This window comes from Streptomyces sp. NPDC007929, assembly GCF_042959065.1.
Lineage (GTDB): Bacteria > Actinomycetota > Actinomycetes > Streptomycetales > Streptomycetaceae > Streptomyces.
The window spans coordinates 699,957-722,877 of sequence record NZ_JBIBKD010000002.1 but is presented as its reverse complement, the minus strand read 5'-3'; the positions used below and the strand labels follow the sequence as shown (position 1 = coordinate 722,877).

Below are 22,921 nucleotides of genomic sequence, written 5' to 3'. Positions count from 1 at the left end.
CGACCTCAAGCAGTCCCCGCACGCGCCGCGCCCCGAGAACCACCCGCACGAAAACGGAGAGCGGAGACCACTCCCCATGCCGCACTGGTCCGTCTACACCGGCCGCGACGAGCCGCACGACGGCATCGACGACCTGCCCGCCCCGCCGCCCTGGCGTGCCTTCGACGGCGGGCCGGCCCTGCCGCCGCCGCACGACGGCGACGACGCGACGGCCGTCTCCCCCGACCGGGTGCACCGGGCGAAGTCGTACGTCGCCGGCGAGGAGAGCGTCCGGCTCGTCAACGCCGCGCTGTGCCTGCGCCGCCCCCTGCTCGTCACCGGCCCGCCCGGCACCGGCAAGTCGTCCCTCGCCTACGCGGTGGCGCGCGAGCTGCGGCTCGGCCCGGTGCTGCGCTGGAACATCACCAGCCGCAGCTCGCTGGCGGACGGCCTCTACCAGTACGACCCGCTGTCCCGGCTGTACGCGGCCCGGGAGGGGCAGCAGGGGCCCGGCGGCGTCGAGGACCATCTGCGGCTCGGCCCGCTCGGCACCGCCCTGCTCCCCTACGAACGGCCCCGCGCGCTGCTCGTCGACGAGATCGACAAGAGCGACCTCGACCTGCCGAACGACCTGCTGAACGTCCTGGAGGAGGGCCAGTACGAGATCCCGGAACTGGTCCGTGCCGCCCGGCACTCCGGCGACGGCACCGCCGAGGTCCTCGCCGACGGCACGGACACGCCGGTCTCCGTCCAGCGCGGCCGGGTCCGCTGCCGGGCCTTTCCGTTCGTGGTGCTGACCAGCAACGGGGAGCGCGAGTTCCCGCCCGCGTTCCTGCGCCGCTGCGTCCGGCTGAAGCTGCGCCGCCCCGACCGGGACCAGCTGACCCACATCGTCCGGGCCCATCTGGACCCGCCGGGCGGGGACGCGGACCGTCTGATCAGCCGCTTCCTGGAGCGTGCCGCCGGTGGCGAACTGGCCACCGACCAGCTGCTGAACGCCCTGTACCTCACGGGAGTGGCGGGCCTGGACGCCGAGTCCCGCGACGACCTCGCCGAGCAGTTGATGCCGTACCTCAGCGCGGCGGCGGACGGCGATGGCTTCTGAGGCCGGTTCCGGGCCGTCCCCGGTCGCCCGGCTGGCGGCGGCCCTCTCGGCGGCGGGCGCCGCGCCGACGCCCCGGGAGATCGCGGAACTGCTCTGGCTGGCCGCCCGGTTGGAGCAACCGGCAGCGGGTTCTCCCGTCGGGGAGGACCCGCCCGGACGGCCCGGGACCGGCCGCCCGGGCCACTCCGAAGCCCCCGGCGCTCCCGCCACCGCCGAAGACCCGTCCGGCCCCGCCGAGCAGACCCCCGCCTCGCCCCCACCCGCGCACACCACCACCGAGCCCCCGGCCCGGGCCGCCTCCGACCGGGTTCCCCTCCGCCTGCCCTCCCCGCGCTCCCCGGACGGCCCGCAGCACCAGCCCGGCGGCGGTGGATCGCCGCTCCTCGCGCCCGCGCCCCCGATGCTCCCCCACCCCCTCGCGCTCCAGCGCGCCCTGCGCCCGCTCCAGCGCAAGGTGCCCTCCCCGCACGCGCGCCTGCTGGACGAGCGCGCGACGGCCGACCGGATCGCGCGGCTCGGCGCCCACCCGGACGTATGGCTCCCGGTGCTGCGCCCGGCCCCCGACCGCTGGCTGCGCCTGAACCTCGTGCACGACACCGGCCCCACCATGCCGGTCTGGCGCCCCCTGGTGAGCGAACTGCACACGGCGCTCGCCCAGTCGGGCATCTTCCGCACGGTCACCCTGCACCCGGCCACGCCCGAGGGCCGGGCCCGCCAGGTCCCCGTCCTCGACGACGGCCGCACCGCCACCCTCGTCGTCAGCGACTGCATGGGCCCGCAGTGGCGCCCGGGCGAAGCGGGTGACCGCTGGTACCGCACCCTGCGGAAGTGGGCCCACCGCATGCCGCTCGCCGTGGTTCAGCCGCTCCCCGAACACCTGTGGCCGACCACGGCGTTGCCCGCCGAGCCGGGGCTGCTCACGGCCCCGGCCCCCGCGGCCCCCACGGCTACCGTCGCGTTCACCCCGTACGACGCCTCACCGCCGCCGGCCGGTGCCCTCCCGCTGCCGGTCCTGGAGCCGGGCGCCCCCTGGCTCGCCCACTGGGCCGCCCTGCTCGCCGACCCCGGCGGCGCCCGTACCCCCGGCGCGGCGGCCTGGCTGCCGCCCGCTCCCGCACCCCCCGCCGAGCCCGCCCCCGACCTCACCACGGCCTCCCCGGAGGAACTGGTCCTGCGCTTTCGCGCGACCGCGTCCCCCGAGGCCTTCCGGCTGGCCGGGCATCTCGCGCTGGCGGACCCCTCGGTCCCGGTGATGCGCCTGGTCCAGCGCACCCTGGACCGCGATCCGCGCCCCCAGCACCTGGCCGAGGTGATCCTCAGCGGCATGCTCACCTCCGTCCCCGGCCCACCCGGCTCCTACGCGTTCCGGCCCGGGGTACGGGAGTTGCTGCTGCGCTCCCTGCCCCGCACGGCCCGCGGCCGGACCCGGGAGTTCCTCGCCCGGGTCGGGGGCCTGATCGACGAGCGCGCGGGTCTCGCGGCAGGACAGTTCCGGGCCGAGGCGGGCGGGAGACACCACGAGGCGGGCCCGGCGTTCGCGACGGTCAGCGAGGAGACGGTGCGACGGCTGGCCGGGACGGAGCCGCTCCCCGGGGCGGACCCGCTCCCCGGGGCCGACCCGCACGCAGGCACGGACCAGCCCCCCGGGGCGGACCCGCACACAGGCACGGACCAGCCCCCCGGGCCCGACCCGCTTACCGCCACGAACCCGCACCCCCGCGCTGACCCGCACCCCGGCAATGACCCGCACCCCGGCGAGGAAGCCGACGCCCCCGCGATCCGGTTCGCGTCCGACGACCTCACCGGCCACCCCGAGGCCCGCATCACCCTCGAATACGCGGTGCACGAGATGCTCTCCCGCGGCGCGCTCGCCCCCCACCGGTTCGACGTGCGCGTCCGCGACAGCGGCTACGACGTCCACACCGAACCCGGCACCTACCTCCTGCCCGTACTGGTAGCCGTCCTGCGCGGCCTGCCCGAGGTGCTCACCGGGCTGGTGGACCCACCACCGCTGACCGTCACCTTCTGGGACCGGCCCGTCCCGCCGCCCGAGCCGCCACCCGTGCCCGCCGACATCCAGGTGATCGTCTCCCCGGCCGTCTACGAGCAGTTCGCCGCCAGCTCCGCCGCCCAGGGCCCCCAGCGCTTCCAGCCGCTCTACCAGGACGGCGCCACCGACACCCCGCCCGTCGCCTGGTACTGCCCGCTGTCCCCCGCCGCCACCCCCGAGCCCGAGGCCCGCGACCTCGTACAGGGCCCCTTCATCACGCGTGACCTGCGACTGCTCGGCATACCGGCCCCGGGCCGCACGGCCGTCGTCCACACCCGGCCCGACGGCCCGCTGACCCTCCTCAACCCCGCCCGGCCGCACGGCGACGGCCCGCCGCGGCTCGTGACGTACTACGAGGTCGACCTCACCACGCACCAGGCCCACCACCGGGTCTCCCTGCCGAGTTCCGGCAAGGGCGCCTTCGCCGCGGCGGTCGAGCTGTCCTGGCACGTGGAGGACCCGGTGGCCTTCGTACGGGCCGAGGTCTCCCGGGTGTCCGAACCCCTGCTCGGGCACCTGCTGGAGGAGGCGGCCCGCATCACCCGCCGGCATCCGCTGCGCCGGGCCGGTGCCGCCCAGCGCGCGGTCAACGCCGGGCTGCGCCGCTGGCCGGTGCCCGGTCTTTCGGTGACGGCATCGGTGCAGCTGGACCGGGAGAGCGCGGCCCTGCCCGAACCGCAGGGGGCCGCACCCGCACGGCTGCCGCTGCCGCGGCTGCTCGGCGAGACCGAGACGGTCCTGGTCGGCTTCGACGGTCCGATGGCCCGGCTGTTCTCGGCGAGCACCGCGCGCGAGGCCGTGCTCGGCCTGCTCGCCCTCGTCGACGAGCACCGCGACTCGCGGCACGCCCTGCCCGCTGCGGTGCGGGAGACGTTCGCGCATCCGCTGGACGTGCTCCGGGCCTTCGCGCAGGACCCGCTCGGGCCACTGCTGCGCGAACGCCTGGACGAGATCGAACTGCGGGCGGTGCCGCACGCCCCGGCCACGCACAACTCCGCGCCCCTGGTGCGCACCCTGTACGCCGCCGGCCGCCGCGTCTGCGTCGTCACGGACGTCTGCGCCGAGGCCGTACCCCGCTATCTGCGGCCCTACGGCACCCTGCCGCTGGCCGGGGTGCACGGACGCGCCGAGGACCTCACGCTGCTCACCCCGCACCCGGACTGCATGCTGCGCGCCCTCGACACCTGCGCCGGGTCGGCCGCGACGGGCCTGGTCATCGGGTCCACGGTCGCCGAGCTCGCCGCCGCCCAGCGGGCCGGGCTGCGCTTCGTCGGCCTCGCCCGCAACGCCACCTCCGACCGGGAGCTGCGCAAGGCCGGCTGCGAGACCACCGTGACCTCCCTCGCGCCGCTGCTGGAGGCCGCGCGCTCCCTGTGACCGGGCGGCGAACCCCCCGTTCGGCGGCACCCCGCCCGGCCCCCCACGAAAGGCGGCCCGGCCCCCTGCCGCGCACGATGCGAAAGAGGCCCGCCGATCCGGCGGACCCACGTCTGCGAGGCCCGCCACCTGGCGGCCCCCCACGGTCTGTGCTCTCGGGAGGACCTGCCATGACCGCCAGTCTGGAGCAGTTGCGCCGCTGCCACTTCGCCGTCGACCTGGGGGCGGCCCGCACACGCGTCTACGTCAAGGGCGCCGGGCTCGTCGTCGACCAGCCGTCCGCCGCCGCCGTGAACACCCGCACCGGCGCGCTGATCGCGGTTGGTGAGCTCGCCGAGAAGATGACGGGCCGCACCCCGCACTACATCCGGGTGGTGCGGCCGGTCTCCGGCGGCACGGTCGTCGACATCGAGATGGCGCAGCGCATGCTGCGGCACCTGCTCGGCGACAAGATGCGCCGCGGCCTGCGCCGCAAGCCGATCCTGCGCGCCGCCGCCTGCACCCCGCACGACGCCGACCCGCTGGCCCAGCGCGCCGCGATCGAGACGCTCGTCGGACTCGGCGCGCGCCGCGTGGAGCTGGTCGACACGCTCATCGCGGCCGCCGTCGGCTGCGGGCTGCCCGTGGAGCAGCCCGAGGCGACCATGATCATGGTGTGCGGTGCGGCGGCCACCCAGGTGGCCGTGCTCTCGCTCGGCTCGATCGTCACCGCCGAGCGCATCCCGGTGGGCGGCGAGGCCGTCGACCACGCGATCGTGCAGCACCTGCGCCACGAGCACGAGCTGATGCTGCCGAGCCAGTCGGTACGGCCGTTGCAGCTGGCCCTGTCCGGCAACGGCCTCACCGCGCAGGGCCCGGCCTCCACGGAGATCCACGGCCGGGACGTCGCCACCGGCCTGGCCCGCTCCGTCCAGGTCGACACCGCTGCCGTCCGGGACGCCATCCAGACACCGCTCACCGCGGTCCTGGACGGTATCGGCAAGGTGCTGCGGGTCTGCCCGCCCGACCTGGTCGCCGACCTGGCCGACCGGGGGATCATGATGGTCGGCGGCAGCGCCCTGCTGCCGGGCCTGGACCAGATGCTGCGGCAGGCCACGGGCATGCCGGTGCACATCGCGGAGCGGCCGGACGTGTGCGCCGTGCAGGGGCTCGGGGCGATGCTGGAGGGCCGTATCGCGCCGCTCGCGCTGGACCCGCTGAGCACCTGAGTACCTGACACCTGGCCGTCAGGCGACGGTCAGCGGGCGAACCAGCAGCGCACGGTCGTGCCGGTGTCGCCGCGGTGCACCCGCACCAGGTCGGCGATCAGGTTGACCAGCAGGATCCCGCGTCCGCCGCGCTGGTCGCGGGGCACGGGCCGGCGTCCGGCCAGCGGGTCCACGAGCCGCCCCTCGTCACGGACCTCGCACACCACGTACCCGTCCTCGGCCCACACCCGCAGCACGCCCGAACCCCCGCCGTGCACCACACTGTTGGTGGTGAGTTCGGCCGTGGCGAGGGCCAGGTCGTCCAGCTTCACACCGGTCAGGCCGAGCCGCGCGCCCTCCCCGACGGCCACGTGCCGGGCCTGGGAGAGCGACTCGGAGACGAAGGGGAACGTCAGCGCGCCGGGCACGGGCGCCAGCGGCTCGTTGTAGCGGCTGACGACGTCCTCGGGGGCGTACGCCTCGTTGCCCCGCGGCGTGCTGGAGCCGGGGTGGATGACGGTGGGGTGGGTGGCGTAGGCGTCGGTGACCATGTGCTCGGGCAGCCGCGCCACGTCGTACGGGCACATGATCGTCGCCGTACGGCCCTGGAAGACGGCGTTGATGAGCGCCTCGTGCTGGGCGCAGGCGGGGTACTCGATGTCGGAGCGGCCCGCCCAGACGGGCTCGCCGATGATCCGCACCCGGCGGCCCTCGGGCTGGGCGTCGGCGAAGGCGCGCAGCACGCCGGGGATGATCCGCCCGGGGTTGCGTCCGGCCTCGCGCATGTCCAGCAGCCGCACGGCGTCGGCGGCGGCGCCCAGCGCGTCCCTGATCAGGGCGAGGTTCTTGCCGGGCACGGCGACGGCGACCGGCTCCCCGGCGTCCAGGCCGTCGTGCACGAACGGCAGGGTGCCGGCCAGGTACTCCTGCTCGTCCCGGTAGAAGAGCGCCGGGTGGGCGAAGGGGTCGAGCGGCCCGACGGGCTCGGTGACGGCTGCGGTCATGACGTGGACACCTCGATTCCGCTCTGGCCCGGCCACAGCAGGTCCAGCGTGCGCCGCAGGGCGGGCGGCGGCCTGCGCACCACGAACCGCCGGCCGTCCCGGAGCCGCCCGGCGGCGGCCGCGAGCGCGCCCGCTCCCGCGACGTCCACGAACGTCACGCCGGACAGCTCCAGGTAGTACACGTCATCGTCCTCGCGAACAGCCTCTTCCAGTACGCCTTCCCAGATCGCACGGGTCGTCAGACCCACCTCACCGGCCGCCCGGACGCCCTGCTGCCCGGCCAGCGGGAAGACCGCCAGGCCCGGCACGGTACCGCGAGGGCCGGTCTGCGACATCTGTTGCCGAGTGTTCAAGGCCCTCTCCCGATGTTCCGGACCACAGCGCACGTACCCGTACGACAAGAGCTCATTCCCCCGAAGGGGGTGTAGTACGCCGTACGGCGGGCAGGCGCACCTCACATCGACGTCCACGGGGGCGAGTGACGTCGCGCAGTCCGGCGAGCGAGACGAACCCGACCGAAGAGGACCGACAAGGCGGTGACATGACCTCAGCGGCATCACCACATCTCACAGGAGGGCTGGACACCCTGGTCATCAGTGGCCGCGTCGACGCGGACCGCGCCCGGCTCACCCCTCGCGGTGAGCTCGTTCACGGCTGCGCGGACATCCTGGCCCGGGCCCTGGCCGGTCTGCCGGCCACCGTCACCCGGGTCGACCTGGACATGGCGGGCGTGCACTTCATGGACACGGCCGGTCTGCAGTTCCTGGACGTGCTGGCCGACCACGGCCGGCAGCGGTCGCTGACGGTGACGGCGACGAACTGGAACGGCCAGCCGCGCCGGATCCTGGAGCTGGCGGGCCTGGACACGACCGACCCGCTGACCGGTCTGGCCGCCGCGGGCCCGGTTCCCGCGGGGCCGCCGACCGCCCCCGTCTCCTCGGCGGTCGCCCTGGAGCGTGCGGAGTGCCTGCACGGGCTGCGCGAGGAGGTCGAGCAGCTGCGCCAGGCCATCGCCTCCCGCCCGGTCATCGACCAGGCCCGGGGCATCCTCATGGCCACGCACGGCTGCACCTCCGACGAGGCGTGGCACATCCTGCGGGAGACGTCCCAGCTGGCGAACACCAAGCTGCGCGAGGTCGCGGCGGCCGTGACGGCGAGCGCGGAGGCGGACGGCCCCCCGCCGCCCCCCGAGCTGCGCACGGCACTGCAACGGGCCGTCGCACGACGCCGCCGGGTCTGACGGACGGCCGAGGGGCCGGCCGGAGACGAACAGGCCACATGGAGGCGGCGCGACGGGGCACCTGTATCTCCCCGACCAGTCAGAGGAGTTACTCGTGATCGTCGCGGTCGTCATCGCCGGGTGCGTGCTCCTGGCCGTCCTCGCCTTCCTCGTCCCCCGCCTGTCGCGTCACCCCGAGCGCGGCACCCAGCGTTCGCTCGGCGCGGGCGCCCGCGCCGGCGGCAAGGCACCCGGAGTCCTGGGCAGGCTCTTCAGCAAGCCCTTCCACACGAGTTCCCGCGCGGTGAGCCGCAGCGGCTCGGCCGGTCGCCGCACGCGTGGCCGTATGCCCTTCTGACCCGTCGGCCGGACGGGGCGCCGGGCATGCTGGTCCGGTACACAGGGCGGGCAGAAGGAGACCTTCTCGATGGGTACCGCTGTGCATGTCCCGCAGACGCGGGACATGATCGGGGAGGAACTCTCCGGAGACGAGGCGTTCACCGCGCTGCGGCGCTACGGGGGCCGCCGGCTGCTCGTCGACGCCTTCACCCGCTTCCGCTACGCCGACGGCTTCAGCAACTCCCGCTCCCTGGCCTTCCAGGTGGTCCTGGGCATGGTGCCGTTCACCATCGCCCTGGTCGGCGTGGCCACCACGGTGCACACCGAGAGCGTGGGGCGGATCATCGAGCTGACCCTCGGCCGGATCGTGCCGGGCGCCAGCGCGGAGCTGATCGAGGACGCCCTCGACGGCACCGAGCGCAGTGCCGTCTCCGGCGTCTGGGGCGCTGTCGCGATGTGGACGGGCCTCGGCTTCGCCGTGCTCAACCTGGCCTCGGCGATGGCCCAGGTCGAGCGGGGCGCCAACCGTATCTACGGCATCGAGCGCGACCGGCCCTTCCTGGCCAAGTACGGCCGTTCCCTGCTTCTGGCCCTCGCCGCGGGCATGCCGATGGTCCTGGGGTTCGTCGTGCTCGTGGCGGGTGACGCGGTGGGCGACGCGGTGGTGGAGACCCTCGGCTGGTCCGGCACCTGGCTCGACTGGTGGGGCGCCCTCGACGTGCCCCTGGGCGTGCTGCTCGCCTGGGTCGCGTCGGCGGCGATCTTCCGCTGGGCGCCCCGCCGGGACCAACCGGGCTACACCTGGCTGGCGTTCGGCTCGGCGGTCCATCTGGTGCTGTGGGTCACGGCCACCTGGCTGCTGGCCCTCTACGTCGCCGAGAGCGGTTCCTTCGGCGCGGTGTACGGGCCGCTGACGGCGTTCGTCGCCCTGCTGCTGTGGGCCAACCTGACCGGGGTGGTGCTGTTCCTCGGCATCGCGTTCGCCGCCCAGCTGGAGGCGGCCCGGGCCGGTATCACCGAGGCGGTGCACCCGGACCCGGGGCCGGGCCCGTGACGCCCCCCGCTGACGCGCGCCCGGCCCCTGTGATCACCGCGCAGAACCAGGACGTATCGTCCTCGGTGTGAGCGACGTGCCCCCCGCGACCACAGCACCGGCAGCCCCCGAAGCGACCCCCGCACCCCCCGGACCTGACGGCCCCCCGCCGGCCGGCGACGACCCGGCCCTGCGGGCGGCCTACCGGTTGTGCCGGCGCCGGACGAAGGCCGAGGACCCGGCGGAGTACGCGCTGATCCAGCTGGTGCCCGCGGCCCTGCGCCCGGCGCTGCACGCCCTGTGGGCCGCCGCCAACGCCCTGGACGACCTCGGCGACGACCGCACCGCGCCCGCCGCCGAGCGGGCCGCCCGGGTCGGGGCGTGGATCACCGCCCTGCACCGTGAACTGCCCACCGGTTCCAGCCCGGACCCGGTCCGCCGCGCCCTGGTGGACACCGCGAACCGCTGGCGCCTGGACCTGTCGGAGCTGCGGGACGCCATGGCCCAGGTCCAGGAGGACACCGGCGGCAGGCACTTCGCCGACTGGGCGGAGTGGCGCACCTGGGGCCGGGACAACCTGCTGCCCTGGTTCGGCCTGGTCCGCACGGTCTTCGACCGGGCCGGAGTCCCGGTGGCCCTGCGTCTGGACACCCGGGAGGCCTACGAGGAGTTCCTCGACGGCGTCCGGCTCACCGACATCCTCACCGACCTGGCCGCCGACCTCGCCCAGGGCGACCTGCTGCTGCCCGCCGAGGCCCTCGACCTCCACCCCGGGTCGGCGGCCGACCTGGCGCGGCGCCGCTGGAGCCCCGCCGTCGCCGCCCTGGTCACACGGCTGACCGGGCTGGCCCGCCAGTGGGTGAGCCAGGAGTCCCTCACCCGCGGCATGCACCCCGGCCCCGCCACGGTCCTGCACACCATGGCCGCCCTGCTGCGCGCCCAGCTCGACGCGATCGACGCCGCCGGTCCGGCCCTGCTCCGCTCCCCGCCCCGGCCCGCGCTGCGCACCCGGGCCCGCATCCTCGCCCCGGCCCGGACCCGCGCGGCCCTGGCCTGGCGCCTGACCCCGCTGACGGTGCCGGCGCCGCAGCATCCCGACGCGCACCGGCCCCCGGCGCCGGTCCGGCCGGCCACCGCCCCCGGCACCTTCCGGCTGCCGCCGCCCCACCCGAGCGGCGCGCAGCCCCCCGGGATCCCGCCCGGGGATCTGCCCGCCCACGTCGCCGTGATCATGGACGGCAACGGCCGCTGGGCCCAGCAGCGCGGCCTGCCCCGGCACGAGGGCCACCGGGCCGGTGCCGCCGCGGTCCGCGAGGTGGTGCACGGCGCCCTGGACGTCGGACTGCGCCATCTGACGCTCTACACCTTCTCCACCGAGAACTGGCACCGGGACGCGGAGGAGGTCGACGCGATCCTCGACCTGCTGCGGCGCGAGATGACCGACAACCCCTTCCGGGACCTCGACGTCCGGCTGCGCTGGCACGGCCGCGCCGGCCGGCTGCCCCCCGACCTGGCCGACCTGCTGCACCTGAGGGAGCGCACCACGCGGGCCCGCACCGGTCTGACGCTGACGATGTGCATCGACTACGGCGGCCGGGACGAGCTCACCCGCGCGGCCGCCGCCCTGGCCCGCCGGGCCCGGGAGGGCCGTGTGGAGCCCGGCCTGATCGCCGAGGAGGACTTCGCGCGGCACCTGCCGCTGGCGGACCTGCCGGACGTGGACCTGCTCTGGCGCACGGGCGGCGAGCAGCGCGTCTCCAATTTCCTGCCCTGGCACGCGGCGTACGCGGAGCTGCACTTCACGCCCGGCCTCTGGCCCGACACCGACCGCCGCGACCTCTGGCAGGCGCTCACCGCGTACACCCACCGCCAGCGCCACCACGGCGCGACCCCGGACCCGGCGGGTGCGGACGGACCGTCAGCGGCCCACCGTTCGACGGCTGCCGCGAGACCCGGCGGGTGACCCGGATCTCACCGGATGCCGGGCGGCGGCCCGGTCGCCCTGCCGACCGGGGGGCGATACCCCGCCGTGTGGCGGGAGCTGCCGCCCGTCGGGCGGCAGGGGCTCCGGGCCGCTTTAGGGTCGAGGCGGCATGGGTGGCAGAGCCTGGGTGAAGGTGAGGCGTAGCGCGTGATCCGGGTAGTGGTGGTGGACGACGAGGCACTGGTCCGCTCGGGGTTCGGGCTCATCCTGGGCGCGGCCGAGGACATCGAGGTGGTGGCGACCGCGAACGGGGGCGACGCCGTCGAGACCGTCCGCCGGGAGCGGCCCGACGTGGTCCTGCTGGACATCCGGATGCCGGACGTCGACGGACTCACCGTCCTGCGCGAGCTGCGGACGAGGCCGGACGCTCCGGTGGTGGCGATGCTGACCACGTTCGACGCCGACGCGTACATCCTGACCGCGCTCCACTCCGGCGCGGCCGGTTTCCTGCTCAAGGACACCGAGCCGGAGCAGCTCGCCCACCTGGTGCGCACCCTCGCCGCGGGCGGTGTGGTGCTGTCGCCCAAGGCGTCGCGGGCCCTGCTGCACAGCCACCCGGGCACCGGGGCGGCCGTCGACGAGGAAGCGGCCCGCGTCCGGCTGCTCACCGCCCGCGAGCGCGACGTCCTCGTCCTGGTGGCCGAGGGGCTGACGAACGCCGACATCGGGACCCGCGTCCACCTGAGCGCCGGCACGGTCAAGGACCACGTCAGCGCGATCCTCACCAAGCTGCGGGTGTCCAGCCGGGTGCAGGCCGCACTGCTGGCGCAGCGGGCCGGTCTGCTCGACGAGCGCCCGCGGTCGGAGGCCGGCCGATGAGCCGTGCTCGCGCCGTGTGGCAGCGGGTCCCCGCACCGGTCGTCGACGTCGCCCTGGTGGCGGTGGCGGCCTTGGACGTGTGGCTGAGCACGTGGGAGAACACGGGCCTCGACATCGCGCCGGCAGCGGTCGGCTGCGCCGCGTTGCTGTTCCGTCGCAGGTTCCCGGTCTGCGTGTTCCTGCTCACCCTGCCCATCGCGTTGATACAGGACGTCGCCGTCGCCGTGCTCGTGGCGCTGTTCACCCTGGCAGCACACTCCCGCGACCGCCGTCTCCTCGCGGCGTGCGTCGCTCTGACCGCCGTCGCGGGCAGCATCCCCTCGCCCCTGACGGAGATCGACCGGACCATGACGCTGGTCTTCTTCGTCTACGGCCTGGCGACGGCCGCGGCGCCGGTCCTGTTCGGTCAGCTCCTCCAGGCGCAACGGGACCTGGCGCGACGGCTGGCCGAGATCGAGGAGGCCAGGGAGCACGAGCGGACCCTGCACGCCCAGGCGGTGCTGGCCCGCGAGCGCGCCCAGCTGGCCCGCGAGATGCACGACGTGGTGTCCCACCAGGTCAGCCTGATCGCCGTACGGGCCGGGGCCCTTCAGGTCGCCACCAAGGACGCGGACGCCGAGGAGGCCGCCCGCACGATCCGTTCGCTGAGCGTCACCACGCTCGACGAGCTGCGCACCATGGTCACGCTGCTGCGCGCCTCCGGCGGCCACGCCACCGAGCTGACGCCCCAGCCCACTCTGGCCGACCTGCACAGGCTCGTGGAATCGAGCGGCACGCACGCGGAGTTGTCGGGCGAGCTGCCGCCCGCCGTGGGCACCCCCGCCCAACGGGCCCTCTACCGCACGGTCCAGGAGGCGTTGACCAATGTCCGCAAGCACGCACCCGGCGCCCGGGCGCGCGTCGAGCTGTGGCAGGACCGTGATGACGTCGGAGTGACCGTCACCAACACCCCGCCCACCCGCCCCTCGCTGTCCCTGCCCGGTTCGCAGCAGGGTCTGGTCGGCCTGCGGGAACGGGCCGAGATCCTGCACGGCACGCTGGACGCGAGCCCGACCCCGGAGGGCGGTTACCGGGTGCGGCTGCGGATTCCCCTCGGCGCGGACTGACCGACCGGGCCGGAGCGGAGGGCAACGCGGTTGCCCTACCCCAGGCCCGCTGGGGGTGGGTCACCGGGCGGGGGTCAGGAGCTGGGTGGCCGCCAGCCGCGCGTACAGCCGGTCCTGGTCCACCAGTTCCTCGTGGGTGCCGACGGCCCGGACCTGGCCGCCGTCCATGACGACGATCCGGTCGGCGCCGGTCACCGTCGACAGGCGGTGGGCCACCACCAGGACGGTGGTCTCACGGGCCACCTCGGCGATGACGTCCCGCAGCGCCAGCTCGTTGACGGCGTCGAGCTGTGAGGTCGCCTCGTCCAGGAGCAGCAGTCGCGGTGCGCGGAGCAGGGCGCGGGCGATGGCGACGCGCTGCCGCTCGCCGCCCGACAGCTTCGAACCGCGGTGTCCGACGGGGGTGTCCAGGCCGTGGGGCAGGCGCTCGACGAGGGTGTCGAGCTTCGTCCGGGCCAGGACCTCGCGGACGTCGCCGTCCGTCGCGCCGGGGGCCGCGAACAACAGGTTCTCCCGCAGCGTGCCGGCCAGCACCGGAGCGTCCTGCTCCACGTACCCGACGGCGGAGCGCAGTGCGGACAGGGACCAGTCCTGTACGTCCTTGCCGTCGACCAGGATCCGGCCGCCGGTGACCTCGTGGAACCGCTCGACGAGCGCGAACACCGTCGACTTGCCCGCGCCCGAGGGACCGACGAAGGCCGTCATCCCGGTGCCCGGCACCTCGAAGGTCACCTGCCGGTGGACGTACGGCAGGCCCGGACGGTAGCGGAACGACACGTCCTCGAAGCGGACCGACGCCGGACCCGGCGCCGCTGCCCCGCGCCGCGGCAGGGAGTCGGTCTGCCGGTCGGCGGGCTCCGTCGCCAGCCGTTCCACCTGCGCGATCCGGGAGAGCGCGGCCGCCCCCTCCTGATAGGAGGTCACGGCGTCGATCAGCGTGGACACCGGCTCGATCAGGTAGAAGAGGTAGAGCAGGAAGGCGATGAGGGTGGACACGGGGATCTCCCCGGACGCCACGCGCGCCCCGCCGACCGCGAGGACGGCGAGGAAGGCCAGCTGGACGGCGAGTTCGTCGGCCGAGCCCGCCGCGGCCTCCCACTTCGCGCTCTTCACGCCGTGCCGCCAGGCCCGCCGCGCCGCCGCCTCCACCCGGGCGGTCTCCCGCGCCTCGGCACCGGAGGCCTTGACCGTGCGGAACGCCCCGAGGGACCGCTCCAGCGCGACGGAGATCTCCCCGACCGCCTCCTGCGCCCGCTCGGTGGCCCGAGCGATCCTCGGCATCACCAGCGCGACGGCCCCACCGACCAGCACGACCACCCCGAGCGTCACACCCAGCAGCACGACGTCGAGGAACGCCATCATCACGATCGCCGCGACGAAGGCCACCGCTCCGGAGGCCGCGGAGACGACCGCCTGGGTGCTGACCGCCCGCAGCATCGTCGTGTCCGACGTGACCCGGGACATCAGGTCACCCGGCGGGATCCGCTCCCACTCCGCGAGCCTCAGCCGCAACAGCCGCCCGACGAGGGTGCGCCGCGCGGCCAGGACCACCGACTCCGCCGTCCGCTCCAGCACGTACGCGCCGAACGCCTCGACCGCCGTGCCCACCACCACCAGGACGGTGAGGGCGGTCAGGATCCCGGTGACGGTCTCACCGGAGGCGAGCCGGTCCACCAGCGCCTTGGTGGCCAACGGCTGCAGGAGTCCCCCGGCGGCCCCGGCCAGGGCGCACAGCAGGCCCAGGGCGACGGCCCACCGGTGCGGCCGGACGTATGCGCAGAGGGCCTTGACCGTCTCTCGGGCGGGCAGGGACGCCTCGTGGGACTCATCCGTCGCCGGGGCGGATGCGGTGTTCACGGAATTCCTCTCTCGGACCAGGACGTGAGCCGGTGTCAGCTCAGTGCCTCAACCCTGGCCGCCCGGCCGCCCCGCGCCCATCCGGCAGCCGTCGGGAGCACCCCCGCCGATCGGCGGTGGACGGCCGCCGACCGGCGGGGCCGTCGCCGAAGACTGCCGGATGGTCCGCCCCCTGAGCTCCCGGCGAGGTTGGCCGTATGACACAGACACAGCCGCCACAGGAGACATCGGCGCCGCAGGAGAACTCGCCTCCGCCGCCCCGAACCTCCCCCGAGTCCGCCGTACCGGCCGCGCCCGGCCCCTCGATGGGACGCCTCGTCGGGGTGGACCTGGCCCGCGCGCTGGCGGTGTTCGGCATGTACGTCGTGCACATCGGCCCCCCGCTGTCCGCCACGACCGGTGTGGCGAGCTGGGTCCGCTACATGGCGGACGGCCACTCTTCGGTCCTGTTCGCCACTCTTGCCGGGTTCTCACTGATGCTGATCGCCGGCCGCCGCGAGCCCAGGACGGGCCTGGCCGGCCGGCAGGCGAGGGCCCGGATCGCGATCCGGGCCGTGGTCCTGCTGGTGCTGGGCACGGTGCTGGCGATGGAGTACGGAGGAGTGATCATCCTCGGCTTCTACGGGGTCTACTTCCTCCTCGCCCTGCCCCTGGTGCGACTGCGTGCCAGGACACTCGCGATCATCGCGGTCGCGTCCGCCCTCGTCACACCGCAGCTCGCGTTCGCCCTGAACGCACTGCTGAGCCCCGCCGTCCAGCAGAGCGTCAACGCCTACGACCCGCTTCGCCGCCTCAGCGAGGTGGGAGTGCTCGATCTGCTGCTCACCGGCTTCTACCCGGCGCTCACCTGGATGTCGTTCGTGATCGCGGGCATGGCGCTGGGGCGCCTCGACCTGAACTCCGGCACCGTCCAGCGGCGCCTGGCCGCGCTCGGCGCCGCCCTCACCGTGACCGCGTACGGCATGTCCCTGCTGCTCGCCGGGAGGGACGCGTTGAAGAGCCTCGCGGAAGGCGGATCGTCGTCCTCCGGCTCCGGCTCGATGCCTCCCGGCAGCGGGTCGATGCCCCCCGACGGCGGCTCGTTCCCCGATATGCCCGCGTCCTCGCTCCTGGCGGCCGGGCCGCACAGCGGCACCACGTTCGACATCATCGGCAGCGTCGGCGTCGCGATCCTGGTGATCGTGGGCGCGACGGTGGCGATGAACCGCCTGCCGCGACTGCGCCGCCTGGCGAAACCGGTCATCGCGGTGGGCACCATGTCCCTGACCGCCTACGTCGGTCACTTCCTCGCCCAGTCCGCGCTGTCCGTGTCCGCCGGGACCAGCAGCCAGACGTCCTGGGTGCCGCTGCTCATGTTCGTCCTCGGGGCGATCGTGTTCGCCGCGATCTGGTCCCGCTTCTTCCGCCGCGGACCGCTGGAACATCTCCTCAACGCCGCCACGAAACCGGCGAAGCGCATCCGCTGAACCGGAAGGGTGCCCCGGCGCTGAGATGCGGGAGCCTCGACTAATCGATTCTCCTCGCGTAGCGCAGAGTGGGGCGGGTGGGACTCGAACCCACGGCCGACGGATTATGAGTCCGCTGCTCTAACCGGCTGAGCTACCGCCCCATAGCGGCGTGTCGCGTACATGTGTGCGCGCCGTCTGCCGCAGCATAGCCGCTCATACGATCTCCTGCTTCGGCTGGGCGGCTACGCACGGCCTACGTGACCATGAGGACTGCGCCGGGTGCCGCGCGGTTCCCGGGACAGCGAATCGGACATGAAAAAGGACCCCTGAGAGGGGTCCTCGTTCGTCCTGCTCCCCCGACTGGACTCGAACCAGTAACCTGCCGGTTAACAGCCGGCTGCTCTGCCAATTGAGCTACGGAGGACCGAGCTCCCCGGACTGGACTCGAACCAGTAACCTGCCGGTTAACAGCCGGCTGCTCTGCCAATTGAGCTACCGAGGAAGGTCTCGTTTGCATCGAACGTACCTACCTGGGTATCCGCCAGGGGGCGCGCGTTCGCTGCGACACATACATTAGCGCAAGCAGGGGGGTGCTCCGCCAATCGGTACTCCCCGGCACCGACGCCGCACCGGAGACCTACGCAAGAGAAGGGTGGCCGCCATGCGTTACCGGCTCACGTTCGTCGCCGGAGTCGTCCTGGGTTACGTGCTGGGCACGAGGGCCGGACGCGAGCGCTACGAGCAGCTGAAGAAGTCAGCGAGGCAGTTCGCTCAGAATCCCGCCGTCCGCAACACCGCGGAGACGGCGGCCCACCAGGGCCGCGAGTTCGCGGGCAAGGCGTACCACGTGGTGAGCGACAAGGTCGGCGACCGGATGCCCGAGTCCGTCGCGGACCGAGTCCGTCACCTCCGCGACCGAGCCACCCACAACGGCGGCGAGGACGACTGGGGCACGAGCAACACGTGACCCTCTGATGTCGAGCATGGCAGCGCCCCGAAAGGGGCGCGGGGAACGGCGCGACCAGCCACGACGAAGCCTGAACTCGAAACCCGGCACAAGCCCCCACGGCGCCCACGGCTCCAGCCAGCGCAGCGGTACGGCAGAATTTTGGCCATGGGGATAGTCGCCGGGTTGGACAGTTCACCCGATTTCACTCGTATCGTCGTCTGTGACACGGACTCCGGAGCCGTGCTCAGGCAGGGATATGCACCGCATCCGGTGGAGAGCCCCGAGGGCGGCGGCCGGCCGTCGGACGTCGATCCGCAGGCCTGGCTGCTCTCCCTGGGCGAGGCCGCGGGCGGCGGGCTGCTGGAGGGCGTGCAGGCGATCGGCGTCTCGGCGCAGCAGAACGCCGTCGTGCCGCTGGACGCGCAGGGCAACACCGTGCGCCCGGCAATGGTCGGCGGCGACAAACGCACGCAGGTGGCCGCGGCCGATCTGGTCGACGCGCTCGGCGGGCGCGAGGCGTGGGCGCAGGCGGTGGGCTGTGTGCCGCAGGCCGCGCAGCCGATCACCAAGCTGCGCTGGCTGGCCCGGACCGAGCCGGAGAACGCCCAGCGCACCGCGATCCTCCTCCAGGCGCACGACTGGCTGGTGTGGCAGCTGCTGGGCCGGCCGGTGCGCAGGACCACCGACCGGGGCGGGGCGTCCGGCACCGGCTACTGGTCGGCGGCGAGCGGCGGCTACCGGCCCGACCTCGTGGAGCTGGCGCTCGGGCACCAGGTGATGCTGCCGGAGGTGATCGGTCCGGCGGACGCCGCCGGTACGACGCCGGAGGGGCTGCTGATCTCCGTGGGCACCGGCGAGACCATGGCGGCGGCGTTCGGGCTCGGCATCGGCCTCGGTGACGCGGTGGTGTCGCTGGGCGCGTCCGGGTCCGTGATGGCCGTACACCCCGAGGCGCTGGTCGACGGGTCCGGGATGATCACCGCGCTCGCGGACGCGACCGGCATGCACCTGCCCGTCGTCACCACGCTGAACGCCGTACGGACGCTGCGCGGGGCCGCCGAGCTGCTGGGGCTGCCCGATCTGGAGAGCCTGTCGGACCTCGCGATGAAGTCGACGCCCGGGTCGCACGGGCTGGTGCTGCTGCCCTATCTGGAGGGTGAGCGGACGCCGAACCTGCCGCACACCGCCGGGACGCTGGCCGGGCTGAGACGGGAGTCGATGAAGGCGGAGCATCTGGCGCGGGCGGCGTTCGAGGGGATGCTGTGCGGGCTCGCGGACGCGCTGGACGTGCTGCGCGGCCGGGGGGTGGAGGTGCGGCGGGTGTTCCTGCTCGGGCCGGCCGCCGAACTGCCCGCCGTGCAGGCCGCGGCGCCCGCGCTGTTCGGGACGCAGGTCGTGGTGCCGCAGCCCGCCGACTACGCGGCGATCGGCGCGGCCCGCCAGGCGGCCTGGGCGCTCGGGGCGTCGCAGGGCACGCTCGACGTGCGCAACCCGCCGGCCTGGCAGGGCCCGGTGGCGCAGGTGCTGGAGCCCGGGGACGAACTGGCCGTGGGGCAGGCGGTGCGGCAGCAGTTCGTGGCGGTACGGGAGCAGACGCACCCCGGGGCCCTCTGAGGGTTTGACCGCCTGTTGGGTTAATTCGCTTGAGGTAACGCCGGTGGAGTGTTCGACGATAGGGGCCAGGGGCAACCACTCGCCCCGTCGTCCACTCCGAGAGAAGCAGCGTGCTCATACGACTCCTGCGGACCTGCCTCAGGCCCTACAAGAGACCCATCGCCCTGCTGGTGCTGCTGCAGTTCCTGCAGACCTGCGCCACGCTCTACCTGCCCACGCTGAACGCGGACATCATCGACCAGGGTGTGGTGAACGGCGACACCGGCTACATCCTGGGCTACGGCGGCCTGATGATCGCCATCTCGCTGGTCCAGGTGGTGTGCAACATCGGCGCCGTGTACTACGGGGCCCGTACGGCGTCGGCGCTGGGGCGGGACCTGCGGGCGTCGGTGTTCGACCGGGTGCAGTCGTTCTCCGCGCGTGAGGTCGGTCACTTCGGGGCGCCGTCGCTGATCACGCGGACGACGAACGACGTCCAGCAGGTGCAGATGCTGGCGCTGATGACGTTCACGCTGCTGGTGTCGGCGCCGATCATGTGCGTGGGCGGCATCGTGCTCGCGCTCGGTCTCGATGTGCCGCTGTCCGGGGTGCTGGTGGCGGTCGTGCCGGTGCTGGGCATCTGCGTGACGCTGATCGTGCGGCGGCTGCGGCCGCTGTTCCGGTCGATGCAGGAGCGGCTGGACTCGGTGAACCGGGTGCTGCGCGAGCAGATCACCGGCAACCGCGTGATCCGCGCCTTCGTCCGCGACGAGTACGAGCAGCAGCGCTTCCGCAGGGCCAACACCGACCTCACCGACTTCGCGCTGGGCACCGGCAACCTGCTCGCGCTGATGTTCCCGATCGTCATGACGGTGGTGAACCTGTCGTCGATCGCCGTGGTGTGGTTCGGCGCGCACCGCATCGACAGCGGCGGGATGCAGATCGGTGATCTGACGGCGTTCCTGGCCTATCTGATGCAGATCGTGATGTCCGTGATGATGGCCACCTTCATGTTCATGATGGTGCCGCGCGCGGAGGTGTGCGCCGAGCGCATCCAGGAGGTGCTGGACACCTCCTCCAGCGTCGTGTCGCCGTCGGCGCCGGTGCGGGAGCTGCGCCGGCACGGGCATCTGGAGATCCGCGGGGCGGGCTTCCGCTACCCGGGCGCCGAGGAGCCGGTGCTGCGGGCGGTCGACCTGGTGGCCAGGCCCGGTGAGACGACCGCCGTCATCGGCTCGACCGGCAGCGGCAAGTCCACGCTGCTCGGGCTGGTCCCGCGGCTGTTCGACGCGACCGGGGGGCAGGTGCTCGTCGACGGGGTCGAGGTGACGGAGATCGATCCGCGGCTGCTCGCGAAGACCGTCGGGATGGTGCCGCAGAAGCCGTATCTGTTCGCGGGGACGGTGGCGACCAACCTGCGCTACGGCAATCCGGACGCCACCGACGAGGAGCTGTGGCACGCGCTGGAGGTGGCGCAGGCCAGGGACTTCGTGGAGGGACTGGAGGGCGGGCTCGACGCGCCGATCGCGCAGGGCGGCACGAACGTCTCCGGTGGTCAGCGGCAGCGGCTCGCGATCGCCCGGACGCTGGTGCAGCGGCCCGAGATCTACCTGTTCGACGACTCCTTCTCCGCGCTCGACTACGCCACCGACGCCGCGCTGCGGGCCGCGCTGGGGCGGGAGACCGCCGAGGCGACCGTGGTGATCGTCGCGCAGCGGGTGGCGACCATCCGGGACGCCGACCGGATCGTCGTCCTCGACGAGGGCCGGGTCGTCGGCGCCGGGCGGCACCACGAGCTGATGGCGGACAACGAGACCTACCGGGAGATCGTGCTCTCCCAGCTGACGGAAGCGGAGGCTGCCTGATGGCGGGGCCCATGGGGCGGATGATGGCCGGAGGCGGTCCCGACTCCCGCTCGCTCGACTTCAAGGGATCGGGCAAACGACTCGTCGCGCAGTTCCGGCCGGAGCGGGTCACCCTCTACGTGCTGCTGCTGTGCGTGGTGCTCAGCGTCGGCCTCAGCGTCGTCGGGCCGAAGATTCTCGGCAAGGCGACCGACCTGGTCTTCGCGGGCATCGTCGGGCGGGGCATGCCCGAGGGGGCGAGCAAGGAGCAGGTGCTCGACTCGATGCGGCAGCGCGGCGACGGCGAGGTCGCCGACATGCTGCGCAGCACCGACTTCACCCCGGGCGAGGGCATCGACTTCACCGCCGTCGGGCATGTGCTGGTGCTGGCGCTGGGTGTGTTCACGGTGGCCGGGCTGCTGATGGCGGTGGCGACGCGGCTGGTGAACCGGGCCGTGAACCGGACCATGTTCCGGATGCGCGAGGACGTCCAGACGAAGCTGTCGCGGCTGCCGCTGTCGTACTTCGACCAGCGTCAGCGCGGTGAGGTGCTGTCGCGGGCGACCAACGACATCGACAACATCGGGCAGACCCTCCAGCAGTCGATGGGGCAGCTGATCAACTCGGTGCTGACCATCATCGGCGTGCTCGCCATGATGTTCTGGGTCTCCTGGATCCTGGCGCTGGTCGCGCTGGTGACCGTGCCGCTGTCGTTCGTGGTGGCCACCCGTGTGGGCAAGCGGTCGCAGCCGCACTTCGTGCAGCAGTGGCGCTCGACGGGGCAGCTGAACGCGCACATCGAGGAGATGTACACCGGTCACACCCTGGTGAAGGTGTTCGGGCGGCAGGAGGAGTCGGCGCGGCAGTTCGCCGAGCAGAACGACGCGCTGTACGAGGCGGGGTTCAAGGCGCAGTTCAACAGCGGGGTCATGCAGCCGCTGATGATGTTCGTGTCGAACCTGAACTATGTGCTGGTGGCGGTGGTCGGGGGGCTGCGGGTCGCCTCGGGCTCGCTGTCGATCGGTGATGTGCAGGCGTTCATCCAGTACTCGCGGCAGTTCTCGATGCCGCTGACACAGGTCGCGTCGATGGCGAACCTGGTGCAGTCGGGTGTCGCCTCGGCCGAGCGGGTCTTCGAGCTGCTCGACGCGGAGGAGCAGAGCGCCGACCCGGTGCCCGCGCTGCGGCCCGAGGAGCTGCGCGGGCAGGTGGCGCTGGAGCACGTGTCGTTCCGCTACGACCCCGCCAAGCCGCTCATCGAGGACCTGTCGCTGAAGGTCGAGCCGGGGCACACGGTCGCCATCGTCGGCCCCACGGGTGCCGGCAAGACGACCCTGGTGAACCTGCTGATGCGGTTCTACGACGTCACCGGCGGGCGCATCACCCTCGACGGCGTCGACATCGCGCGGATGTCCCGGGACGAACTGCGGTCCGGGATCGGCATGGTGCTCCAGGACACCTGGCTGTTCGGCGGCACGATCGCGGAGAACATCGCGTACGGGGCGTCCCGGGAGGTCACCCGCGGGGAGATCGAGGAGGCGGCCCGGGCGGCGCACGCGGACCGGTTCGTGCGGACGCTGCCGGACGGGTACGACACGGTGATCGACGACGAGGGCACCGGGGTCAGCGCGGGTGAGAAGCAGCTGATCACGATCGCGCGGGCGTTCCTGTCCGACCCGGTGATCCTGGTGCTGGACGAGGCGACCAGCTCGGTCGACACCCGGACCGAGGTTCTCATTCAGAAGGCCATGGCGAAACTCGCGCACGGGCGGACCTCGTTCGTCATCGCGCACCGGTTGTCGACGATCCGGGACGCGGACGCGATCCTCGTCATGGAGAACGGGTCGATCGTCGAGCAGGGCACGCACGAGGAGCTGCTGGCCGGGGGTGGTGCCTATGCGCGGCTGTACAAGGCGCAGTTCGCGCAGGCGGTGGCGGAGGTCGACTGAGGGCCCGTCGTGGCTGGTCGCGCAGTTCCCCGCGCCCCTTCAGGGGCGCGGGGAACTGCGCGAATCACCCCCACCGGCC

The 22,921-nt window shown here is 73.6% G+C and carries 17 protein-coding genes and 3 tRNA genes; 14 read left to right on the top strand and 6 right to left on the bottom strand.

The genetic code is table 11. The features are described from left to right. The first annotated feature begins 76 nt into the window (after window positions 1-76). The 3 genes from ACFZDE_RS08010 (at window position 77) to ACFZDE_RS08000 (ending at window position 5,719) form a co-directional block, all read left to right on the top strand. On the top strand, window positions 77-1,084 hold the full coding sequence (locus tag ACFZDE_RS08010; protein WP_391198918.1) for an AAA family ATPase: 1,008 nt from the start codon (window positions 77-79) through the stop codon (window positions 1,082-1,084). Further along, window positions 1,074-4,511: an SAV_2336 N-terminal domain-related protein gene (locus tag ACFZDE_RS08005; RefSeq protein WP_391198378.1), complete on the top strand. Its 3,438-nt coding sequence runs from the start codon at window positions 1,074-1,076 to the stop codon at window positions 4,509-4,511. Before ACFZDE_RS08010 ends, ACFZDE_RS08005 begins: the two co-directional genes overlap by 11 nt. 170 nt (window positions 4,512-4,681) lie before the next feature. After that, on the top strand, window positions 4,682-5,719 hold the full coding sequence (locus tag ACFZDE_RS08000) for a rod shape-determining protein (protein WP_390997113.1): 1,038 nt from the start codon (window positions 4,682-4,684) through the stop codon (window positions 5,717-5,719). A gap of 29 nt (window positions 5,720-5,748) precedes the next feature. Here the strand turns inward: ACFZDE_RS08000 and ACFZDE_RS07995 are convergent, their stop codons facing one another. Continuing rightward, a complete protein-coding gene (locus ACFZDE_RS07995) occupies window positions 5,749-6,702 on the bottom strand; it encodes an anti-sigma factor RsbA family regulatory protein (RefSeq protein ID WP_391198376.1) in 954 nt (317 codons plus the stop codon). After that, window positions 6,699-7,055, bottom strand: coding sequence for an STAS domain-containing protein (locus tag ACFZDE_RS07990; RefSeq protein WP_390997108.1), 357 nt, complete (start codon window positions 7,053-7,055; stop codon window positions 6,699-6,701). The genes ACFZDE_RS07995 and ACFZDE_RS07990 overlap by 4 nt, the downstream gene beginning before the upstream one ends. Before the next feature lie 188 nt (window positions 7,056-7,243). Here ACFZDE_RS07990 and ACFZDE_RS07985 point away from each other — a divergent pair, with 188 nt between their 5' ends. The 6 genes from ACFZDE_RS07985 to ACFZDE_RS07960 all read left to right on the top strand — a co-directional run bounded on the left by ACFZDE_RS07985 (window position 7,244) and on the right by ACFZDE_RS07960 (window position 13,202). Then, the gene (locus tag ACFZDE_RS07985; RefSeq protein ID WP_391198375.1) at window positions 7,244-7,942 is read left to right on the top strand and encodes an ANTAR domain-containing protein; all 699 of its coding nucleotides are present in this window, start codon (window positions 7,244-7,246) and stop codon (window positions 7,940-7,942) included. A 94-nt stretch (window positions 7,943-8,036) separates the two neighbouring features. Next, window positions 8,037-8,279, top strand: a complete 243-nt coding sequence (locus tag ACFZDE_RS07980; RefSeq protein ID WP_184911576.1) for a DUF6411 family protein — start codon at window positions 8,037-8,039, stop codon at window positions 8,277-8,279. A 69-nt stretch (window positions 8,280-8,348) separates the two neighbouring features. Beyond that, on the top strand, window positions 8,349-9,314 hold the full coding sequence (locus ACFZDE_RS07975) for a YhjD/YihY/BrkB family envelope integrity protein (RefSeq protein ID WP_391198372.1): 966 nt from the start codon (window positions 8,349-8,351) through the stop codon (window positions 9,312-9,314). A 67-nt stretch (window positions 9,315-9,381) separates the two neighbouring features. Next, complete coding sequence (uppS, locus tag ACFZDE_RS07970) at window positions 9,382-11,256, top strand: polyprenyl diphosphate synthase (RefSeq protein WP_391198371.1); 1,875 nt, start codon at window positions 9,382-9,384, stop codon at window positions 11,254-11,256. A 168-nt stretch (window positions 11,257-11,424) separates the two neighbouring features. Then, window positions 11,425-12,096, top strand: a complete 672-nt coding sequence (locus ACFZDE_RS07965) for a response regulator (protein ID WP_391198368.1) — start codon at window positions 11,425-11,427, stop codon at window positions 12,094-12,096. Beyond that, window positions 12,093-13,202 (top strand): histidine kinase, encoded by a 1,110-nt coding sequence (locus ACFZDE_RS07960; protein WP_391198367.1) that lies wholly within the window; start codon window positions 12,093-12,095, stop codon window positions 13,200-13,202. The genes ACFZDE_RS07965 and ACFZDE_RS07960 overlap by 4 nt, the downstream gene beginning before the upstream one ends. Before the next feature lie 60 nt (window positions 13,203-13,262). Here ACFZDE_RS07960 and ACFZDE_RS07955 read toward each other — a convergent pair whose 3' ends face one another. Then, complete coding sequence (locus ACFZDE_RS07955; RefSeq protein WP_391198365.1) at window positions 13,263-15,059, bottom strand: ABC transporter transmembrane domain-containing protein; 1,797 nt, start codon at window positions 15,057-15,059, stop codon at window positions 13,263-13,265. A gap of 197 nt (window positions 15,060-15,256) precedes the next feature. Between ACFZDE_RS07955 and ACFZDE_RS07950 the strand changes: the two genes are divergently transcribed. Next, complete coding sequence (locus ACFZDE_RS07950) at window positions 15,257-16,525, top strand: DUF418 domain-containing protein (protein WP_391198363.1); 1,269 nt, start codon at window positions 15,257-15,259, stop codon at window positions 16,523-16,525. Window positions 16,526-16,594: 69 nt separating this feature from the next. On the opposite strand, the gene ACFZDE_RS07945 is transcribed toward ACFZDE_RS07950, so the two are convergent. The 3 genes from ACFZDE_RS07945 to ACFZDE_RS07935 all read right to left on the bottom strand — a co-directional run bounded on the left by ACFZDE_RS07945 (window position 16,595) and on the right by ACFZDE_RS07935 (window position 17,009). Beyond that, window positions 16,595-16,668, bottom strand: a tRNA-Ile gene (locus tag ACFZDE_RS07945). Window positions 16,669-16,858: 190 nt separating this feature from the next. After that, window positions 16,859-16,931, bottom strand: a tRNA-Asn gene (locus ACFZDE_RS07940). A 5-nt stretch (window positions 16,932-16,936) separates the two neighbouring features. Then, a tRNA-Asn gene (locus ACFZDE_RS07935) sits at window positions 16,937-17,009 on the bottom strand. A gap of 159 nt (window positions 17,010-17,168) precedes the next feature. Between ACFZDE_RS07935 and ACFZDE_RS07930 the strand changes: the two genes are divergently transcribed. The 4 genes from ACFZDE_RS07930 to ACFZDE_RS07915 all read left to right on the top strand — a co-directional run bounded on the left by ACFZDE_RS07930 (window position 17,169) and on the right by ACFZDE_RS07915 (window position 22,842). Then, complete coding sequence (locus ACFZDE_RS07930; protein ID WP_298567284.1) at window positions 17,169-17,474, top strand: YtxH domain-containing protein; 306 nt, start codon at window positions 17,169-17,171, stop codon at window positions 17,472-17,474. 147 nt (window positions 17,475-17,621) lie between these two features. Next, complete coding sequence (locus ACFZDE_RS07925; protein WP_390997086.1) at window positions 17,622-19,070, top strand: FGGY family carbohydrate kinase; 1,449 nt, start codon at window positions 17,622-17,624, stop codon at window positions 19,068-19,070. Window positions 19,071-19,180: 110 nt separating this feature from the next. Beyond that, a complete protein-coding gene (locus ACFZDE_RS07920; protein WP_391198360.1) occupies window positions 19,181-20,914 on the top strand; it encodes an ABC transporter transmembrane domain-containing protein in 1,734 nt (577 codons plus the stop codon). Then, on the top strand, window positions 20,914-22,842 hold the full coding sequence (locus tag ACFZDE_RS07915) for an ABC transporter transmembrane domain-containing protein (RefSeq protein WP_391198358.1): 1,929 nt from the start codon (window positions 20,914-20,916) through the stop codon (window positions 22,840-22,842). Before ACFZDE_RS07920 ends, ACFZDE_RS07915 begins: the two co-directional genes overlap by 1 nt. Window positions 22,843-22,921 lie beyond the last annotated feature (79 nt).